Source organism: Candidatus Alistipes pullistercoris (assembly GCF_027665465.1).
In the GTDB taxonomy this organism is placed as follows: Bacteria; Bacteroidota; Bacteroidia; order Bacteroidales; family Rikenellaceae; genus Alistipes_A; species Alistipes_A hominis.
In genome coordinates this window covers 658,311-679,286 of the sequence record NZ_JAQDED010000001.1, presented here as the reverse complement: position 1 = coordinate 679,286, position 20,976 = coordinate 658,311, and the positions used below count along the sequence as shown (strand labels likewise).

Sequence of the window (20,976 nt, the reverse complement as noted above, 5' to 3'; positions counted from 1 at the left end):
ACCCAAAAACGGCATTTTTTAAAGTCCCCGGAATCTTATCCTTCAGATTCCGGGGATTTGCCGTCCGGCCAATCCCGGAACCGAAACAACACCAATCAAAAAAGGGAACCGGAATTTTCTAATTCCGGTTCCTTTTCTGAATTTATATCGCAACTTTTACTTGCTCAGGTTGATGATCGAAGCGACCATCGCCGCCAGAGACGCCGTCGAGGACATCATTCCCATCACGTTAGCCAGCCCGTTCCCCTTGCGCTCCTGTTTCATCGGAACGATCACTTGACAGCCGGGCTCCACTTTCGGATAACGCTTGCAGAGGAATCCGCCGCGGGTAGCCGCCACTTTGCCGTTCATGTAGACGACGAAAGGACGCCTGCGCGCCTCCTGCTTGTAACCGCCGGCCTGATAAATATAATCCTTCACTTTCGACCGGTCGTACACGACGGTATTCTGGTACAACACGGCTCCCGACACGCGCACCGTACTATTGAATTTCGGAATAAAGATGCGGTCGCCGTCCTGCAGGATGATATCGTCGTTAGAACCCGGATTCTTAACGGCCGCCATTACGTCGATCCCCACCGGATAATAATCGGGAATCTCGACGGACTGCGTCGATACGGAATCCTTCCCCTTGTTCGTATTGGCAATCGCCATCACGGCTGCGACTTTGGCGCGGTCGTCGGCAGTCAGCCGCCGCTGCACGCTCGCCCCGACGACATAAGCTTCCGGCGTAAAACCACCCGCTTTCTTGATGATATCGGACAGCCGTTCCCCGGCCGAAGCGAGCACATACTCGCCGCCGAAAAGTATTTCGCCGGTAATCGCCACGCTTTGCTGCTCGGAATACCCCGGAGACCGGCGGATATAGATCTCGTCGAACGGCTCGATCAGAAACCGGCTGTCTTCCGGCGCGATCTTCAAATCTTCCGATATCTCGAAAGAATAATTTTCCGCGATTTTAGGCGAATAGGAAGTCGATTGGGGATCCTTGATCCGGCGGGCCACCTCGATCTTGGCCAGCGAGGCCGATTCCCGCAAACCGCCGCAGATCAGGACGACGTCTTCCACGGTCATCCCCTTGCGGAAAGTAAACGTATGCGGGTTGTTGACCTCTCCCTTCACCGTAACCGTATATTCTTCCCGCAAATCGTAGATATTCGGAATGTAAACCCGATCCAGGTTTTGCAGCGCGATGTCCGTCTGTCCGCCGACGATCTCCCGAACGTCGAACGGGATCACCGTATAATTGTTCGCCATATCCACCCGGGTGATCTGTCCCCGCGAGGCGAACTCGCTGCCCTTCAACCCTTCGGCTTTTGCGATCAACTGCGACAATGTCGCGATTTTTTCGGAAAATTCGTACTCGCCCGGACGCCATACGGCTCCTTCGATCGCAACCATGTTCGCATACATCGGCAGCACCTTCCCGATGCTCACGCTATCGCCGTCCAACAGCTCGAACGTCCCGAAATCGGCTTTATCCACCGTCAGAATGGTCAGCATCCGGCCGCTCTTGCGGTGCACCGTCACGTTGTCGCTGTAAGCATCCCCGGTAAAACCACCCCCGAAATCGATCAGCCGGGCCAGCGTCTCGCCGTCTTTCATGTCGTAAATACGCTCCCGCTTGATCTTTCCCCCGATCGTCACGTGGTTGTCATAAGGCGGCACGATGATCATATCGTTGTCTTCCAGCCGGATATTCGTCTCGTATTTCCCGTTGATCAGGTAGTCGTACACATCCAGATCGGCGATTTGCTTGCTGTTCCGGAAAACCTGAATATGCCGGAGCGACCCGATCCCGTTGACCCCGCCGGCCGAATAGATCGCATTGAACAGCGTCGCCAGCGAAGGCAGCGTATAAGTCCCCGGAGTAACGACCTCCCCGGAAATATTGACCTTGATGCTGCGAATCTGCCCCAGCGACACCTTCACCTGTCCGTTCATGATCTCGTGAATCCGGGATTCGACCCTTTTTTGGGCTTCGGCAACCGTCAATCCGGCCAAATTGATCGGGCCGACCCCCTGGATGCTGATACTGCCTTCCGGGGAAATTTTCTCCTGTACGCGCGATTCCGCCTCGCCCCAGACTTCGATGATCACCTCGTCGCCGGGCCCCAGCACGTAACTGGGCGGAGTAGCCATGTTGTAACTCGGCGCGAAAGTCAGGTTCTTCGTCGAAAATATCTCCTGTCCGAAAACGGTATTCCGGGTGAGGGAATCGACCGAACGGCGCTGAACGGCAGTCTTATCCTCCGATGCCTGCCGCTGATCGGCGGAAGCTTCCCGTCGCACTTCGTTCCCGCCCGTGTCCGCGGACGTATCCGCTCGGGAAGATTGAGAAGAAGAGGGAGAAGTCGCATGCATCGCCGCATTGATCTGGGCGTCCGAAGCTCCCATCGCTTTCGCCTGCTGCACCATTCCCGGCGTAACGACCACCTGGCCCGACGCGCCCGTTAGCATCAACAAGGCCCCTATGAGTAAAGCATAACCTGATTTACGTGTCGAATTCATATGAAATATTATAATTTTATCAAAAAAACGGTTCGGATTAGTAAAACGCAACTGCCCTGATTCTATTATCCGCTCACTTCCCGGTCGGATTTGTTTTGCGATTGCCCAGTATGTCCAGCAAGCGAATCAACAAAATGCCCAGCACGATATCGATCGCAAAGAGCAAATTGATATTCAAATCTTTCAACAAGATGTTCAACAAAATAAAACCGGCCTGCAAAGCGATAATCACCATCGCGCTGCGGAAATGAGTCAGCCCGATCCGCAGCATTTTATGATGAATATGTCTCTTGTCGGGGTAAAACGGGGAGAGCCCCGCCTTGATCCGCACGCAAAAAACGCGGAGCGTATCGAAGGCCGGGATAAACACCATCCCCAGGAATACGGCCGGAGCCGACCGTATGTGAAACATATCGGTATTGATATTCATGTTGTAGAATTCCAACCCGAAAAAAGCGATCAGGTAGCCCAGCGTCAGCGACCCGGTATCCCCCATGAATATTTTCATCCGCTTTCCCGACACGTTGTAAAAGAAAAAGACGCTCACCACGCCGGCGATCCCCATCGTCATCATGCCGTAAACATACAGTTCGTTCCAGCAGAACCATCCGCCCAGCGTCCCCAGGGCGAGCAGGGCAAGCCCCGAACAAAGGCCGTCGATCCCGTCGATCAGGTTATACGCATTGACCAGCAAAACCACCACCAACACCGTCAGGATACAGCCCGCCCATACCGGGATCTGATACAGTCCGAAAAGACCGCCCAAGTTCTCGATTCCTATCCCGCCGAAAATCAGCAGAATAGCCACCGCGACCTGCATCACGAACTTGCTTTTGTACGACACGCCCGACAGATCGTCCGACAGTCCGGTGAAAAAAATGAACGTGGACCCCGCTATCAGGAACATGATCTCGCGGAAAACATCCGTTTCCAGCGCGGTCGCCGTGATATCGTAACCCAGATAGTACCGCAGTCCCATCATCAGCGAAACCGAGAACAGGAAAGCCGGGAAGAAAGCGACGCCGCCCAAACGGGGAATATTCGTATGATGGAGCTTACGTTCGGAAAACTCATCGAAAAGCTTCTTTTTTTTAGCGATCAGGATGATTTTCGGAATCGTCAAACGTCCGACCAGAGCCGAAATCAGAAACGTAGCTATGACAAACAATTTCAACATTGCGTATTCAGTAGAAACAAAGCCTTGCAAAAATACGAATTATGTTTGACATTCTGCCGGTCTGCATTCCATTTTTATTCGTTTCGGCCGAAAACGTCATTTTTCAACGATAAAACCCTGTTTTTATAAAATAAAACGTTATTTTCACCGCTTGTATTGAGCCGGAGCAGGAATACGGGGAACCCTGCTTTTCAAAAACTGTAAATCAATGAGAATTGCGATTGTCGGCAGCGGGTACGTCGGATTGGTATCGGGCACCTGCTTCGCGGAAATGGGGATCAAAGTCACCTGCATAGATACGAATCCGGAGAAGATCGAACGCCTGCAAAACGGAAAGGTTCCGATCTACGAACCGGAACTGGACACGTTGATCCAAAAAAACATGCGGGCGGGACGCCTGTCGTTCGGAACCGATTTGGGCGCGGTCGTCAACAGCGTCGACGTCGTCTTCATCGCGGTCGGCACGCCGCCGGACGAAGACGGGGGGGCGGATCTGAGCCATGTGCTCGACGTCGCGAAAACGTTCGGGGCGAGCGTTTCGAAGTATACGCTGCTGGTCACCAAAAGCACGGTACCGGTAGGCACCGCCGCGAAGGTCAGGGAAACGGTCGAACGGGAACTGGCGGCGCGCGGAATCGAAGTCCCGTTCGACGTGGCTTCCAATCCGGAATTTCTGAAAGAGGGAAATGCCATCAAAGATTTCATGAGTCCCGACCGCGTGATCGTAGGAATCGACAGCGAACGGGCCCGCAAACTGATGACCCGGCTCTACCGGCCTTTCCTGCTGAACAACTTCCGTGTGATCTTCATGGACATCCCGTCCGCAGAAATGACCAAATACGCGGCCAACTGCATGTTGGCTACGCGGATCAGCTTCATCAACGACATCGCCAACCTGTGCGAACTGGTCGGAGCCGACATCCACATGGTTCGCAAAGGGATCGGCAGCGATCCGCGAATCGGCAGCAAATTCCTCTATCCGGGCTGCGGTTATGGGGGGTCCTGCTTCCCGAAAGACGTCAAGGCGCTGATTCATACGGCAGAACAGCGCGGATACCGGATGCAGGTGCTCCACGCGGTCGAAAGTGTCAACCAGCAGCAGAAACGCGTGCTGTTCGACAAGTTGATGCGTTATTTCGGCGGCGATCTGACCGGCAAGCGGATCGCGATGTGGGGCGTCGCCTTCAAACCGCAGACGGACGACATCCGCGAAGCTCCGTCGCTGGTGCTGATCGACCTGATCCTCCGGGCCGGCGGCCGGATCACCGTATACGACCCGGTAGCGATGGACGAATGCCGCCGCGTCGTCGGAGACAAAGTCGCCTATGCGAAGGACATGTACGAAGCGGTCGTCGATGCGGACGCCCTGCTGCTGGTCACCGAATGGAAAGAATTCCGGATACCGTCCTGGCCGGTCATCGAACGGACGATGCGCTGTCCGGCGCTGTTCGACGGCCGCAACATTTACGACAAACACGAATTCGACGGCACGTCGATCGTCTACCACTACATCGGGGGCTGATCCGAGGCGGCCCCGTTTCCCGGCTGCAGTTCCGGACAAAAAAACGGCGGAGTCTGTTCAAGACTCCGCCGGATTCATATTTTTGACGGTCGTCAGAATCCCACGCCGATCCGGAAACCGAAATTATTCAACTGGTCGGTCTTGTATTTCAACACCGTCCCGCTGTTGGTCGCATAGCTATAATAAAGAGCGAAGTGAAACCCGAAGCCGGATGCCCCGAACGGGCGAACGTTCAGACCGATTTCCGGCGACATATAGAATCCCCACGTCTTTTCATAGGCTTCCAATATGTAGAAGTTGGAAGAAATGCGCGCGTAATTGGCGCCGAGTTTCAGGGCTACGTAAGGTTCCAGCACGTTCGTCTGCAAGAAACGATAACGTCCGGTGGCGCCGAACGGCAACTGGAAGACCGAATGCTGCTGGTCGGTAGTCACCGTCGAAGTCTCGCCGACCGGAAAAGTCTGCCTCGGAATGTACTCGTTGTTGGTATGGTAAGCGATGAACGCACCCACGCCGAAATTATTCGGGAAATAATAACCGCCCTCGAAGTTCATTCCCCAGCCGCTCGATTTATCGGCGAAGCTGGCTCCGAGCGGCACGTTGTACTGCCAGTCGATATTCAGATAGATGTTGTCGTTGCCCTGAGCACGACCGACGGACGGCAGCAACAACGCCGCAACGGCAACCGCTGCCCATCCCGTTAATTTGCTTTTTATGTTTTTCATGATATTCTGCTGTTTTTAAATTCTACATGGGTTGAAACGGAACTTATTCCCCGACTGCGGCGCTTCTGACCAGATAGGGGGACTGCACGAACGACTGATTGATAGCCCTTACGGTCAGTTCCATGTTGAACGCGTCCGATCCGCTCAGCAATCCGCTCAGGAAGCTGTTCCAGACGACGGTCAGTTTTCGGTCGGCGCTGGGCGACGTACTCAGGTCGACCATCTCGGTCAGCAGCGAACCGACGCTGTAACTGTACACGACCGGATAAGGGTAATACCAGTATCCCCAATCGCCCCAGTAGCCGGGAAGCCAATAACCGGGATATTCGTTCCACCAATAAGGATTGCGGTAATCCACGAAATAGGCGACGCTCTGCACGTAGCTGATCTGCAAACCGACGTCGGCTTCCGATTTATCGTCCGTACGGACATAACCGCAGGCCTGCATGTTATCCTCATAGGCTTTCAGGATATCGGCGGCCTTGCTGCCCGTCCAGTATTCCGGATCTTTCGTATCGCCGATCACCATCACGCTGTCGGGCATATAATAACGGGTGAAACGGTTGAAATCCGCCTTGCCGTCGTAATTGGTAAACACCAGAAAATCACTGCTCAGATCTCCCAGATCCGGATCCTCCCGACAAGAGGTCAGTGCAAAAACGGCAATCAAAACGTAAATTAATTTTTTCATACTCTTTGCTATTTAATAAGGTTTTCGAATTCTATAAATACTACAACCGAATCTATTTCAAAATCCGTTCCACACTACTTTCGCCCCGTCTGCCGAAACCGCGCCGACCGGCGGCAAATCTCCTCCCAAACTTCCTGCTTTTGCGCCCGAACGCGATGTTTTTTCATTCCCGAAACCGCTCCCCGATAAATCTTTATTTTGTTCCGAAAAGACTTTCTTAAGGCATAAATCTTGCGATGCACGACAAAAATTCGTATCTTTGAGCAGATGAGACGTTTTCTATAATTATTCTAACTTTCGAGAAAGATGGTGCTGGATGCCGGGAATATCCTGTTGGTGGGAGCGGTTTTATTGTTTGTGAGTATTGTCGCGGGAAAAGCCGGTTACAAGTTCGGTGTGCCGATGTTGCTACTTTTTCTCGGCGTGGGGATGGCATTCGGCAGCGACGGCGTAGGCATCCAGTTCAACAGCCCGACGATCGCCCAGTTCATCGGAATGATCGCACTGAGCGTCATTCTGTTTTCCGGGGGCATGGACACCAAGTTCAAAGAGATCCGCCCGGTTCTCGGACAGGGAATCATCCTCGCTACGTTGGGCGTCATGCTGACCACCGCCATCACCGGAGGAGCCATCTACCTGATTACGGATTACCTTTTCCCGAGTTTTTCGCTGACGCTTTACGAATCGCTGCTGCTGGCCGCCGTAATGTCGTCGACCGATTCGGCCTCGGTATTCTCGATATTGCGATCGAAAGGACTGAAACTCAAAGAGAACATGCGTCCGCTGCTGGAATTCGAAAGCGGCAGCAACGACCCGATGGCCAACATCCTGACGATCCTGTTCATCCAGATCATCCAGGTCGGCGAAATGAGTTTCGGCGAGTCGGTTTCGATCCTGCTGTTGCAGATCTCGATCGGGGCCGTCGCCGGATACGTGCTCGGACGCGTCTCGTTGCTGCTGATCAACCGGCTGAACATCGACAACCGCTCCTTTTACCCCGTGTTGCTGCTGGCCTGCGTCTTCTTTATCTTTTCGTTCACGAATCTGATTCAGGGCAACGGCTATTTGGCCGTTTACATCGCCGGGCTGGTCGTCGGCAACAACAAAATGCCGCATCATCGCAGCACAGCGACCTTTTTCGACGTCATCGCCTGGCTTTCGCAGTTGGTCATGTTCCTCACGCTCGGACTGCTCGTCAATCCGAAAGAACTGATCCCGGTAATGGCGATCGGGCTGCTGATCTCGGTCGTAATGATCTTCCTGGCCCGCCCGGCGACCGTATTCCTATGCCTACTTCCGTTCCGCAAAATGAGTACCCGCGCCAAATCCTACGTGTCGTGGGTCGGTCTGCGCGGCGCCGTACCGATCATTTTCGCCACTTATCCGCTCACGGCGGGTATCGAAAACGCATCGCTGATCTTCAACATCGTATTCTTCATCACGATCGTCTCGCTGGTCGTACAGGGCACGACGGTGAACTTCATGGCTAAAAAACTGAAACTGACGGACGACACGGCTTCCAAAAGCCGGAAATTCAACTTCGAAGAACTGCCGGCGGAGATCAAATCCACCCTGTCCGAAATCGACGTGACCGCCGACATGCTGGTCAAAGGCGACCGGCTGATGGACCTGCCGCTGCCGGACGACGAACTGGTCGTGACCGTCAAGCGCGACGACACCTTCTTTATTCCGAACGGACGCAGCAAGCTTTATCTGAACGACAAGCTGATGATCATTTCGCACAGCAAAAAAAATCCGGACACGGAAGTCCCGGATTCCAATACTCCGTCCGAACCGGCATCCTGAATGCCGGAAACCTAACGGCGGACGTAATCCAAAAAAACGAAAGGATGTTCGAACTTTTCGCCGCGTTCGCGACGTTCCTCGCGTACCGGCGTCCAATCGGCCGGATTCCACGCCGGGAAAAGGGTATCGCCTTCGTAATCGGCCTCCACCCGCGTCAGGTAAAAGCGGTCGGCCAGCGGCAACGCCTGGGCATAAATCTGCGCGCCGCCGATCACGAAAATCTCTTCGGACGGATCGAAACGCCGGATCGCATCCTCCAACGAACCGGCGACGACGCACCCTTCGGCGCGGTAACCGGTCTGCCGGGTCACCACGACGTTGATCCGGTTCGGCAGCGGACGCCCGAGCGATTCGAAAGTCTTGCGTCCCATAATCACCGGATGCCCGGTAGTAATCGCCTTGAACCGGCGTAAATCTTCCGAAATATGCCAGATCAGCCGGTTGCGATCCCCGATCACCCCGTTGCGCGCTACGGCCACGATAATCGAGATCATACGGCGATCGGCGCTTTAATAGACGGCCAGGGATCGTAGCCTTCGAGCGAAAAATCCTCGTAACGGAAGTCGAAGACCGATTTGACGTCGGGGTTGATCTTCATCACCGGCAACGGTCGCGGCGTGCGCGCCAGTTGCAGGTCGACCTGTTCGGTATGATTCAGGTAGATGTGCGCATCGCCGAGCGTATGCACGAACTCGCCGGGCCGCAGGCCGGTCGCCTGCGCGATCATCATCGTCAACAGCGCATACGAAGCGATATTGAACGGCACGCCGAGAAAAACGTCCGCGCTGCGCTGGTAAAGCTGACAGGAGAGTTTGCCGTCCGCCACGTAGAACTGGAACAGCGCATGGCACGGCGGCAGCGCCATCCTATCGATCTCGGCCACGTTCCACGCGCTGACGATCAGCCGGCGCGAGTCCGGATTGCTGCGGATCTGGTCGACCACCTGCGCGATCTGGTCGATATGGCTGCCGTCCGGCGCGGGCCAACTGCGCCACTGGTATCCGTAAATAGGTCCGAGGTCGCCGTTGGCATCGGCCCATTCGTCCCAAATCGTCACGTTGTTGTCGTGCAGATAGCGGATGTTGGTATCGCCGCGCAGGAACCACAGCAGCTCATGAATAATCGAACGCAAGTGCAGCTTTTTGGTCGTCAGCGCCGGAAACCCCGCTCCGAGGTCGAAACGCATCTGATAGCCGAACGTGCTGATCGTACCGGTACCCGTGCGGTCGCCTTTCACGGTGCCGCAGGTCTTGATATGGCGGAGCAGGTCGAGATATTGTTGCATGTCGTTATGATGTTGTCGGATAGCTGTTCAGCGTAAATCCGTTTTGATCCAGTTTGCCGTAAGTGGGGCGGTCGATCCACTCGCCGAGGAATGCGATCCGGCTGCCGCCCGCGAGCGGAACGATCTCCGCGCAATGAATATGCCCGCAAACGAACAGGTCGATCCCCGGATGTTCTTTCAGGAAATCGGAGGCGAAACGCACGATCGGCTCTTCTGCGCCGCGGAACGCATGCCGGATCGGTTTCGCCTTACGGTTCGAACCGCTCCACCAATGGCCGAAACGCATCGCCGCATTCGGATGGACGAATGTCGAGAAAACCCACTGGATCGCCCGGCTGCGAAACACCCGGCTCAGCAGCCGTCCCCCGCGCCCCCGCTTGCCGAACACATCGCCGTGTCCGATGAAAACCCGTTTCCCGGCCAACGCGAGAATTTCGTAATCGGCTCGGTGCAGTACCACCCCGCACTCGGTCTGCAAGTAGTCGAACGCCCAGAGGTCGTGGTTACCGGGAAAAAAATGGACGGCGACCCCTCGGTCGGTCAGTTCCGACAGTTTTCCCAGCAGCCGCGTGAACCCTTTCGGCACGACGCGCCGATACTCGTACCAGAAATCGAAAACATCGCCCACCAGAAAAATCGCCTCGGCATCCGCAGACACTTCGTCGAGCCAGCGGACGAACAACCGCTCGCGCGTAGCGTGCGTCTGCCCCACCTTGAGGCCCAAATGGATATCCGATGCGAAATAGTACATTACCTGACCAGTTCGGCGACTTTATTTTTCAGTTGATCCCCGAAAAGGTTACGAGCCACGATCGCACCGTCGGAACTGATCAGCACGTTCGACGGCACGGCCTGGACGTTATAGCTCATGGCCGCGATACCGCCCGTGCCGCGCGGATCGAACACGTTGATCCACGGGAGCTTCTGATCCTGCACCACCGTCACCCAGTCGGCTTTCTCGTCGTCCAGCGATACCTGATAGATGGCCAGTCCTCGGTCTTTATAAGTTTTATACAGCTCCCTCATTTCGGCGTTTTGCACCGGATAGCGGGAATCCCGGGTCGACCAGAAACTGACGAGGATTGTTTTTCCGTCCAGCGAAGACAACTTCTGATCCTTGCCGTACACATCCTGCAAGTCGATTTCCGGATAATTCAGCGCGTTCCCCGACTGGTTCTGTATCCGGTCGGCCAGTTCGAGCACCTTTTTCCGCTCTTCGATCTCTTTTTGAAGCACCTTCACGCGCGAAGCATCGGGATAGCGCACCGACGACGAATCCGCGACGATCCGGTAATAGATCAGATCGGTTTTTTCATTGAACAGCCACGGGTCGTCCGGCAACCGTTGGTACAGCGCATAAACGGCAGCCATCGACGAAGGATGGGCCATAATGAAAGCGATGTGCTCGCGCTTGATCCGGTAATACTCCGCCAGGTACTGATCCAGCAGGTTTTTCCGCCGCTTTTCGGTATCCGCCACCACGGGCGTATTCCGGTAAATCTTCGACAACGAATCGAGCGTCGCGACGCCGTTGCCGTACTGCGTATTGAACTGCTTGAGCAACTGCGACTCCTCGGAGCCTTCGACCGTGTAGTTCCGGGCCAGGTCGCACAGCGAGTTGACCTCGATCCGGTCTCCGGGCGTCACGATCAGCGGAATCGCACTGCCGTCGCAAAGCAGGTTGTAAAATACGGGGCCTTTCTCGGGCAGCTTCACCCGAAAACGGAAATCGCCCCCTTGGTCGATAACGGTCGAATCCACGATCCGGCGTCCCTGCGTCGTAACCATTTCCAGCAACACGGTATCGTGAGACAGTCCCGAGAAAGAGCCCTGGACACGCGCTTTGCGATCCTGTCCGCAAGATGCGATCAACACGGTCAGGGTAATGACCGAAAGAATCTTTTTCATACAGTTTCCTCTCGTATTATCAATACGGTCGTCACGGCCGGGCCGAAGCACGAAACCCGTGACTTTTTTAAAGTTACAAAAATAGATTAATTTTCTCACAATATAAAACGATTTTCCCGGCATTTATAGTATCTCCGAAACAAAGCGGGCCGGGTTTCGAAACCCGGCCCGCTTTGCAGAACAGCGTTCCCGCCCGTCAGGCGGGAACCGATTCCTGCATCGTTTCCTTATATTTCCGGTCGACCTCGATCTCGAAATCGCTCAGCACGTTCATGTAATTGATGAACGCTTCGTAAGGCGACTCGTACGGGTTGAAATAGCTGTGAACGTCGCCGTCCGAGAACCATTTCGTCGCCATGTAATAAAAATGATCCGACACCTGCATGAAATTCCACGCATGGTAAAAATCGGGATGATTGATCGCCCGGATCTTATCTTTCAACGCATAAAGTTTTTTGAACGCTTCGTTCTGGAGTTCGTTGCCGAGCCAGGCCGTAATGTCCCGCTCCTCGTCGGCCCACGAAATCGGGTAGGGAGCGTGCAAGATAGCCACCGGCTGGAACTTTTTGGATACCTCGGTCGGCGTGGCGAACTTCAGCGACCCGGTCGCCAGCGCTGCATTCGGCAGGTGTTTCATGAATTCGAAGATCCCGCTGTCGGCCTTCTGATGCTCCCCGAACGTCTCGTAGTCCATAAACAGGTTGATCACCTCGCCCGGAAGTTCCGGATTGTTCAGCCAGCTCACGTATTTCTCGGCCGTCAGCGGCCACTGCGACCATCCCCGGTCAGAAAAACGGAACGCAATATCGTCGCTCAGCTTGAAATTCCGCAGCAGCAGGTGCAACTTCTGGTCAATCGCATTGGCATAGACGTAATTCGGACTTTTCCATCCCAGAACGTGCTTGGCGCCTTCGGCCAACATCGTGCGGAACCCCATCGAAGCGACCACTTCACCGATATGATCCGAATAGATCAGTTCGGTATTGCGAAAAGCCGTGGGCTTTACGCCGAATTCCTTCTCCATCAACGCACAGTGCTGCTTCACCTGAGCCACGAATTCGTCCCGGTCGGCCAGCGCCGCCAGCGAATGCGAATACGTTTCGGCCAAGAACTCGACGCAGCCCGTACGCGCCAACGCCTGGAAGCTGTCCAGCACTTCGGGCGCATACATCCTGAACTGTTCGACCGCGATCCCGGAAATCGAAAAACTGACTTTGAACTTTTTGCCGTTTTTGCGGATCAGTCCGGCTAACAGCTCGTTCATCGGCAGGTAGCATTCCCGCGCCACTTTCTGCATGATCGCACGATTGGCGTAATCGTCCAGGTACTCGTGGTCCTTACCCATATTGAAAAAACGGTACTTTTTCAGTCTCATCGGCTGATGTACCTGAAAATAGATGCAGATTGTTTTCATAACCTCGTATTTTATAGTCCGTCCCTTATCCGACCAAACTGCGGTAAACATCGAGCACTTCGCCGGCCGCGTTGTCCCATTTCAGATTAATCACTTCGCTTTTCCCCTTTTCGGCCGACATCGCCGCCAGCGACGGATATTTCAACAGGCCGTAAATCGCGTCCGCCATCGCGTCCACATCCCAATAATCGACCTTGATCGCGTAATCGAGCACTTCGGCCACTCCCGACTGTTTCGAAATGATCACCGGGACGTTCGACTTCATCGCTTCCAGCGGCGAAATTCCGAACGGTTCCGACACCGACGGCATCACATACACATCGCTCATACCGAACATCTTTTGCACTTCGTCCCCGCGCAGAAACCCGGTAAAATGGAACCGGTCGGCAATCCCCAGCTTGGCGACGCGCCGGATCACATGGACCAACATATCGCCGCTGCCCGCCATGACGAAACGGACGTTCGGCAACCGTTTGAGCACTTTGGCCGCCGCCTCGACGAAATAGTCGGGGCCTTTCTGGTAGGTGATCCTCCCGAGGAACGTCACGATCTTATCCTCCACGTTCCGTTCGCTCTCCCCGGAATCCCGCTTGTCGAAACGCACCGCATTGTGCACGGTCACGACTTTGTCCGCCGGAATCCCGTATTTCTCGATCACGATGTTGCGCGTCAGGTTGCTCACGGCGATCACGCGGTCGGCGGCTTCCATGCCGGCCCGTTCGATGTTATAGACCGACTGGTTGACATGCTCGCCGCTACGATCGAACTCGGTCGCGTGCATGTGTACTACCAGCGGCTTGCCGGACACCCGTTTGGCGGCGATCCCCGCATAGTAGGTCAGCCAGTCGTGCGCATGGATCACATCGAACTCCCCGGCCCTATCCCGAGCGATCTGCGCGGCGACCATCGCATAGCGCGCCACTTCCTCCATCAGGTTCGGCCCGTACTTCCCGGAAAAAGCATAACGCTCTTTCCATACGTCGTGTCGCCCGGGCAACTCCCCGGTTTCGCGGAACTGCCTCGAATAATCGTCGAACTCCTCGGGAGACACATAGGGCACCATATTGGAATCCACATGGATAAACGTCAGCTTCTCCCAAATTTCTTTCTCCCGCGTATCGTCCGCGGACACTTCCACGTCGCTCGCGTTGACGACCCGTACGAAACGGCCGTCCTCGTCCCCGTAAGCCTTCGGCACCACGAAGATCACCCCGACGTCGTGCTTGGCCAGTCCCCGGGTCAATCCGTAGCATGCGGTTCCCAGTCCTCCCGCGATATGCGGCGGAAATTCCCATCCGAACATCAATACTCTCATCTGCTTTATGGTTTTTATTATTTTATATCAATTCAATTCGTTTTCCTCTTTTCCACACCGACCCATAAACAGCGGAGCTTTTTCTGAAATTTTCCGGAAAATCCGGTTTGCCGGCCTCAACCGTTCCTTCAAAAAACAATTCCCTTGCAAACAACCTGCCGTCCGGTTTCCGCACCCCCTTTTCCCGGCTTTATTTTTTAGATTTACACTCCTGTATCATCTGGTCGATCCGCAAAACGGCGCCTACGCTCCACGCCTGCGAAACGGAACCCCTCGGACAGTGCGGAGGATCTCCGTCGTAAATCTCATTGATCGAAGCGATTCCGCTGACACTGATATCTTCTTCGAAATTTTTCAGAATATCCTCCGCTTCGTTCAGGAACTTCTTCCCGTGCATATCGAAGCCGGCCTTCACATAGTGTTCCAGCAACCAGGGCCATACGGTTCCCTGATGGTATGCGCGGTCGCGGGTCGGCTGATCTCCGCCGTAGTGCCCTTTGTAAAGGGGATTGCGCGGCGAAAGCGTCCGCAGCCCCTTGGGCGTCAACAGGTGACGATGCACTTTGTCGATCACGTCGAGCTTCATCGCGTCGCTGAGCATACCGTACGGCAGCGAGCAGGCGATGATCTGGTTCGGCCGGATAAATCGGTTCTGCCCCTGTTCGTCCACATAATCCGCCAGGAACGACTCTTCCGGATACCAGAAAAGCCCGACGAACGACTCCTTGATCCGTTCGGGCATCCGCTCCCAACGGCTCACGAAATCGGTATCCTTATTTTTCCGCGCCAGTTCAAGCGTATAACAAATCGCATTGTACCACAATGCGTTGATCTCTACTTGATAGCCCTCGCGTCCCGTCACCGGGCGGCCGTCCACGACGGCGTCCATCCAGGTCATCGCATAATTCGGATGCGCGGCCCATACCAGTCCGTTCTCGCGCACCTGCACCCACTCGCCTCCGCGCATATACGACTCCAGGATCTCTTTCATCGGCTTGCCGTAGGCCTTCCACAGCTTACGTCCGCCGCCGATATGCTTTTCGAGGCATTGCAACGTCCAGAAAAACCACAACGGAGCGTCCACCGAATTGTAGGCGCTGCCCATATTCGGAAACATGCCGTCTTTCATCTCGCGCACCATCGTATCGATCACCTCGCAACACGACTCGACGCCGCCCTGGGTCAGCGTGATGCCCGGCAGCGCGATGAACGTATCGCGTCCCCACCGGCCGAACCACGGATATCCGGCCACCACTTCGGTCTTATCGCCGTGACGCACGATGAATTGCCTGGCCGAATGCCGCAGACACGACAAGAAATCGATCTTGTTCGACCGGCGCGCCAACTCTTCCATGAAATCCTTTTCGAGCGTCGCCGGATCGACCTCCTCGGTCGAACACGAAAAAATAACGCTCTGCCCCTTGACGATATCCGTTTCGAAATAACCGGTCGTCAACAGGTCCTCGTGCCCCGGATAACCGCGATCGATCTCCTCGGCATATTCGAAGTTATAATACCAATCCGGCGCAGCGACGAATTCGCATGGAACGTTCGTCTGCATATGCAACCACGGAAATCCCTCGTAGAGCCGGCTCCGCACGCCGCCGGGAATCGGGTAGCTGTGACCGTCCGCGAACAGGTTAGCCTTACTCAGCCCGTGCCGGTCGCGGAACGCCAGGAAGGGCCGCAGCCTCAACTGCGTATCCGAGCGGGCGTCCAGCAACGTATAACGGATCAGCAACTGCGTCCGCGAATGAATCCACAGCAACTCTTTTTTCAGCACGACCCCGCCCACGCGGTACGTAATCGCCGGCGTCGGCGTATAGGTAAAATCGGTAATATACTTATGCCCCCGGGGTTCGTACACGCCGGGAAAACGGTGGATCGCCAGGTTGAACGTCTGATCGTGCTGAACGATCGTTTCATCCACCGACGACAGCAGCACGTAATTATTCTCGTCGTCATCGTCTTTCGGGCACACCATCAGCCCGTGGTATTTCCGCGTATTGCAGCATACGATCGTCGTACTCATATACCCTCCCGCGCGGTTGGTACTGAGCATCTCGCGCTGAAGCGAATACTCCAGATTCCCCAACTCGTTTTTGTCGAAATGCAAAACTGCCATATCCTCCATTTATTTTCTATATCTACGCGTAAATTTAAGAAAAAATTGCGCGAAATCCAATAAAAATTTGCGGCGCCGAAAAGCCTTTCCGACAGCGAGGGAGCGCTCTTCGCCGACACGCTCCTCATCGAACGCGTCGTTCGGACATCAGGCTGATTATCAACCCCATTTCACCAGAGCGAAATCCATCCGGTGCGGCAGTTTCGCGTTCTTCGGGAACACGCGGATCGCCATATCGAACGAACCGGTCGCCTCGGGGGTGGACTGGATCGAATAATAGGCCTGAGTACCCTCCTCGCGCACGAAATTCAGTTCGCGTTTGGCGACCACCCGCACGTTGCCATCGATGATCTGGTCAGAAAGAATCATTTCCACGCCGATGTCCTCCGGAGCGAGCCCGTCGATGTCCACGATCACCTCGATGTCGTAACTATGCCCGATCAAGATGGCCTCTTTGCCCATGTCGAGCCGCTTTACGCTGATCACATGCACCTTGTCCCACCGGCTGCTGACCCGCCGTTTCCAGGCCGCGATCTCGCGCGCCTGCGTATAGTCGTGGGCTACCATCTGCTGGTTCCGGTCGTACAGCTTATGGTAAAAACGCTCCTCGTAGTCGGTCAGCATCCGATTGGTCGTAAAGTTGGCCGCAATGTCCGCCACGCAGATCTTGACCGATTCGATCCAGTCGTTCGGAATATTCTCCTCGTCGCGGCGGTAGTATTTCGGCACGATCTCCTCTTCGATCGTATTGTAGATCAATTCGGCGTCCATTTCGTCCTGGAAGCCCTGGTCGTCGAACGTCCGTTCCATCGGCAGCATCCATCCGCCGCCTTTGCGATATCCCTCGACCCACCAGCCGTCCAACACGCTGAACTGCATCACGCCGTTCATGACGGCCTTTTCGCCGCTGGTGCCGGACGCTTCCAGCGGACGGGTCGGCGTATTGAGCCATACGTCGACGCCCTGCACCATCCGGCGGGCCAGCTCCATATCGTAATTCTGCAGGAAGATGATCTTCCCGGTAAACTGCGGCATCGCGGCCACTTCGACGATCCGTTTGATCAGGTCCTGGCCGGGTTTGTCGTTCGGATGCGCCTTGCCGGCGAAAATGAACTGCACGGGACACGTCGGATTGTTGACGATGTTGTTCAGCCGGTCGAGGTTCGTAAAGAGCAGGTGCGCGCGTTTGTACGTGGCGAAGCGGCGTGCGAAACCGATCGTCAGCACGTCGGGCTTCAGCGCCTCCTGGATCCGGATCATCTGCCGCGGCGAGTCGAACCGGAACTGCTTCGGATCGCTGACGCGTTTTTTGATATGGTCGATCAGCTTGTTTTTCAGCACGAGACGGGCGTCCCACAACTCCCGGTTACTGATATTATGCACTTTCTGCCATGCCGAGATCTTGTAATCCTTTTCGAGGAACCCGTCCCCGAAAAACCGGGCATACAGCCGGCGCAGATTCGCGGCGCACCAGGTCGGGAAATGCACTCCGTTGGTCACGTAGCCGATATGCAGCTCGTCCTTGAAGTACCCCGGCCACATGCCGCCGAGGATCTCCTTGCTGACCTCGCCGTGCAGCCAGCTCACCCCGTTGACCTCCTGCGAAAGGTTGCAGGCCAAAAAACTCATCGAGAACTTTTCGTTCGGATCGTTCGGATTCGTCTTGCCGAGGTTGATGAATTGCTCCCACGTGATCTCCAGCCGGTCGGGGTAGTGGGACATGTACTGCCGGATCATCGATTCGGGGAAAGCGTCGTGTCCGGCCGGAACCGGCGTATGCGTCGTGAACAACGACGACGAACGCACCACCTCCAGGGCTTCGCTGAACGACAGCTTTTTATTGTGGATCAGGTTGCGGATCCGTTCGATCCCGGTGAAAGCCGCATGGCCTTCGTTGCAATGGTACACATCCTGCCGAATGCCCAGCGCCCGCAACGCCCGGATACCGCCGATGCCGAGCAGCATCTCCTGCTTGAGCCGGTTTTCCCAGTCGCCGCCGTACAGGTGGAACGTAATCGAACGGTCCTCCTCCTGGTTCAGGTCGTGATCGGTATCGAGCAGATACAGCTCGGTGCGCCCCACGTCGCAGCGCCAGATGCGCGCCGTAATGTCCCGTCCCGGGAAAGCGATCCGGATATCCATCCAGTTCCCCTCCTCGTCGCGCACCGGCGTGATCGGCAGCTTCAGGAAATTCTGGGCCTCGTAGCTGGCTTCCTGAGCGCCGGAAGCCGACAACCGCTGCGTGAAATAACCGTAACGGTACAGCAATCCGACCGCCACCATCGGCACGTTCTTGTCGCTGGCTTCTTTCAGGTAATCTCCGGCCAGAATCCCGAGTCCGCCCGAATAGATTTTCAGCGAACTGTGCAGTCCGTACTCCATGCTGAAATAGGCGATCTTCGGCCCTTCGGCATCGGCTTTCTGCCGCATATAATCCTCGAACTGCGCGTACACCGCATCCATCTTGCCGAGGAATATTTCGTCTTTTTCAAGCGCCAGAATCCGCGAATAGGTCAGCTTGTCGAGAAAGTCGATCGGATTCTTTTCGCATTTGACCCACAGCGCGTTGTCGATGTATTCGAACAGCTCGTAAGCGCTCATCGTCCACGACCACCACAGGTTTTTCGAAAGTTCTTCCAACGGACGCAGTCGTTCGGGCAGCTTGCGTTCGACCATCAGGCGCGTCCACGACGGGGTATTGCTAACCAACTGTTGTTTGACGAAGTTGATCTGCTCGGTATGCGCGCCGCCCCCGTCGTATGCGGCGCGGTTGTTCCGCGTCGTCGCCCGGTCGTTGGCCTTCCGGTACGCCTCGTAATAAAATTCGATCAGGTTTTTCCACAGCGCGATCTTCGATATCTCAAGGGCCGACACCCGGTACGAATCGTATTGCTGCCGATCCATCGCGCAATAATTTTTCAGCGCGTCCGAGATGGCCGCAACTACTTCCGAATCGTTCGTATCGTTGCGCGCGATCACGTCGACGCCCTTGTGTTCTTTCAGTTTGCCGTCGACCCACAGGCCGAACCCGGTCAGCGACGTAGTGATCGTCGGCACCGAGAAAGCGATGCTTTCCAGCGGAGTATACCCCCACGGCTCGTAATAGGACGGGAATACCGTCACGTCCATGCCGCACAGCAATTCGTAGTAGTGTTTGTTGAAAATCCCGTCGTCTCCGTTCAGATACGAAGGCACGAACACCAACTGTACCGGACACGCCGGGTCCATCAGGCGGGAATTTTTGATCCGGCCGATGATCGGGTCCCACTCCGGAGCCGAAAGATAATGCGTCGTATTGCGCAGCACGTTCGGATCGATCGGGTTGTTCGGATCGTTCAGGTGCGCCTGCAAGTCTTTGCGCGGCCCGTTGTTTCCGGCCGGCACGGTTACGTAGGCCAGCACCGGACGTTGCAACGAATCGTCTTCGGAGAGCTTCAACAGCGAATCGACGAACACGTCCAGTCCCTTGTTCTTGAACTCGTAACGCCCGCTGGTTCCGACGATCAGCGGTTCGCGGTCGTATTTGACGCCGAGACAGGCTTCGGCGACTTCGATCATCGCCTTGCGCGCCGAAGCGCGTTTCTCGAGCAACTCGGCCTCTTCCCAGACAATGTCGTCCTCGAAGCCGTTCGGCGTAACGACGTCGACCTCTTTGCCGAGCAGATAGCGGCACTCGCGCGCCGTCAGGTCGCTGACCGTCGCGAAACAGTCGAAATTGGCGGCCGACGTCTTTTCCAGCGAATGTTTGGCAACCACGTTGAACCGCCGCGCCAGTTCGTCGGCGTTCAACCGCGTCATATCGCCGTACAGCGGCAGTCCGTTGCCGGCGATACAACGCCCCATGACCGTCGCATGGGTGGTAAATACCGTGGCGACGTAAGGCGAATGTTTCTGTAGGTACAATCCGCCGCTGGCCGTCATCCATTCATGGAAATGAGCCACCACCCGGTCGGTCGCCGAACAGAAATAATTCACGTAGCTCTCGATCACCTTGCCGGCCGCCGCCCCGAACAGCACGGGCTCGATATAATCCCACTGCCCGCTGATCGAATCGACCCGGTAACTCTCCCACAGGAATTTCAACACATCGTCCTTGCTCGAGAAAAACTGGCTGAAATCGACCAGGATCGTCAACGGCTTCCCTTTGACTTTCCACCGGCCGGTCTTGACCCGTATGTTATGATTGGCGAACAGCACTTGTTTCCACTCCTTGAGCAGCGCCGGGTCCTCCTCGAATTCGAGGTTGACATCCTCGCGGTGCACGTCGGGTCCGATCAGGATGTAATGGTCTCCCAGCTGTTTCGAAATTGTCAACGCTTTGGTTGCGATCACGGTATGGATGCCGCCGACCTTGTTGCACACCTCCCAACTCACCTCGAACAGATAGTCGGGCATCTTCTTAACTTCTTCGTTGTTTGACATTTTCATCTATTTTTAGATATACTTGATTTTCAATTTAACGTTCCTAACAAAGATACGTTTTGTTTCCGGAATCCC

The 20,976-nt window shown here is 55.5% G+C and carries 14 protein-coding genes; 2 read left to right on the top strand and 12 right to left on the bottom strand.

Features of this window, described 5'->3' with window-relative positions:
- Positions 1-156 precede the first annotated feature (156 nt).
- Both PGR91_RS02960 and PGR91_RS02955 read right to left on the bottom strand, forming a co-directional pair.
- Positions 157-2,511: an SLBB domain-containing protein gene (locus tag PGR91_RS02960; RefSeq protein WP_257937112.1), complete on the bottom strand. Its 2,355-nt coding sequence runs from the start codon at positions 2,509-2,511 to the stop codon at positions 157-159.
- Between the two features lie 73 nt (positions 2,512-2,584).
- The gene (locus PGR91_RS02955) at positions 2,585-3,688 is read right to left on the bottom strand and encodes an MraY family glycosyltransferase (RefSeq protein ID WP_118655614.1); all 1,104 of its coding nucleotides are present in this window, start codon (positions 3,686-3,688) and stop codon (positions 2,585-2,587) included.
- Positions 3,689-3,896: 208 nt separating this feature from the next.
- On the opposite strand from PGR91_RS02955, the gene PGR91_RS02950 reads away from it, so the two are divergent.
- Entirely contained in the window at positions 3,897-5,210 is a 1,314-nt protein-coding gene (locus PGR91_RS02950) for a UDP-glucose dehydrogenase family protein (protein ID WP_118457933.1), read from the top strand.
- 92 nt (positions 5,211-5,302) lie between these two features.
- Here PGR91_RS02950 and PGR91_RS02945 read toward each other — a convergent pair whose 3' ends face one another.
- Together PGR91_RS02945 and PGR91_RS02940 are read right to left on the bottom strand one after the other, a co-directional pair.
- Entirely contained in the window at positions 5,303-5,935 is a 633-nt protein-coding gene (locus tag PGR91_RS02945; protein WP_101573587.1) for an outer membrane beta-barrel protein, read from the bottom strand.
- Between the two features lie 43 nt (positions 5,936-5,978).
- The gene (locus tag PGR91_RS02940) at positions 5,979-6,626 is read right to left on the bottom strand and encodes a DUF4136 domain-containing protein (RefSeq protein ID WP_101573589.1); all 648 of its coding nucleotides are present in this window, start codon (positions 6,624-6,626) and stop codon (positions 5,979-5,981) included.
- A gap of 306 nt (positions 6,627-6,932) precedes the next feature.
- Here PGR91_RS02940 and PGR91_RS02935 point away from each other — a divergent pair, with 306 nt between their 5' ends.
- Positions 6,933-8,432, top strand: coding sequence for a potassium/proton antiporter (locus PGR91_RS02935; protein WP_118655612.1), 1,500 nt, complete (start codon positions 6,933-6,935; stop codon positions 8,430-8,432).
- 11 nt (positions 8,433-8,443) lie between these two features.
- Here the strand turns inward: PGR91_RS02935 and PGR91_RS02930 are convergent, their stop codons facing one another.
- The 8 genes from PGR91_RS02930 to glgP all read right to left on the bottom strand — a co-directional run bounded on the left by PGR91_RS02930 (position 8,444) and on the right by glgP (position 20,901).
- Positions 8,444-8,926, bottom strand: a complete 483-nt coding sequence (locus PGR91_RS02930; protein ID WP_055203025.1) for a dihydrofolate reductase — start codon at positions 8,924-8,926, stop codon at positions 8,444-8,446.
- Entirely contained in the window at positions 8,923-9,717 is a 795-nt protein-coding gene (locus PGR91_RS02925) for a thymidylate synthase (RefSeq protein ID WP_055203022.1), read from the bottom strand. Before PGR91_RS02925 ends, PGR91_RS02930 begins: the two co-directional genes overlap by 4 nt.
- Before the next feature lie 4 nt (positions 9,718-9,721).
- Positions 9,722-10,468: a UDP-2,3-diacylglucosamine diphosphatase gene (locus tag PGR91_RS02920; protein WP_101573593.1), complete on the bottom strand. Its 747-nt coding sequence runs from the start codon at positions 10,466-10,468 to the stop codon at positions 9,722-9,724.
- Positions 10,468-11,625 (bottom strand): TlpA disulfide reductase family protein, encoded by a 1,158-nt coding sequence (locus PGR91_RS02915; RefSeq protein WP_101573595.1) that lies wholly within the window; start codon positions 11,623-11,625, stop codon positions 10,468-10,470. The genes PGR91_RS02920 and PGR91_RS02915 overlap by 1 nt, the downstream gene beginning before the upstream one ends.
- A 196-nt stretch (positions 11,626-11,821) precedes the next feature.
- Positions 11,822-13,039: a glycoside hydrolase family 57 protein gene (locus PGR91_RS02910; protein WP_055203018.1), complete on the bottom strand. Its 1,218-nt coding sequence runs from the start codon at positions 13,037-13,039 to the stop codon at positions 11,822-11,824.
- A 25-nt stretch (positions 13,040-13,064) separates the two neighbouring features.
- Complete coding sequence (locus tag PGR91_RS02905; RefSeq protein ID WP_316616097.1) at positions 13,065-14,354, bottom strand: glycosyltransferase family 4 protein; 1,290 nt, start codon at positions 14,352-14,354, stop codon at positions 13,065-13,067.
- Between the two features lie 190 nt (positions 14,355-14,544).
- Positions 14,545-16,479, bottom strand: coding sequence for an amylo-alpha-1,6-glucosidase (locus tag PGR91_RS02900; RefSeq protein WP_182424197.1), 1,935 nt, complete (start codon positions 16,477-16,479; stop codon positions 14,545-14,547).
- Positions 16,480-16,638: 159 nt separating this feature from the next.
- Positions 16,639-20,901, bottom strand: coding sequence for an alpha-glucan family phosphorylase (glgP, locus tag PGR91_RS02895; protein ID WP_101573676.1), 4,263 nt, complete (start codon positions 20,899-20,901; stop codon positions 16,639-16,641).
- Positions 20,902-20,976: the final 75 nt, after the last annotated feature.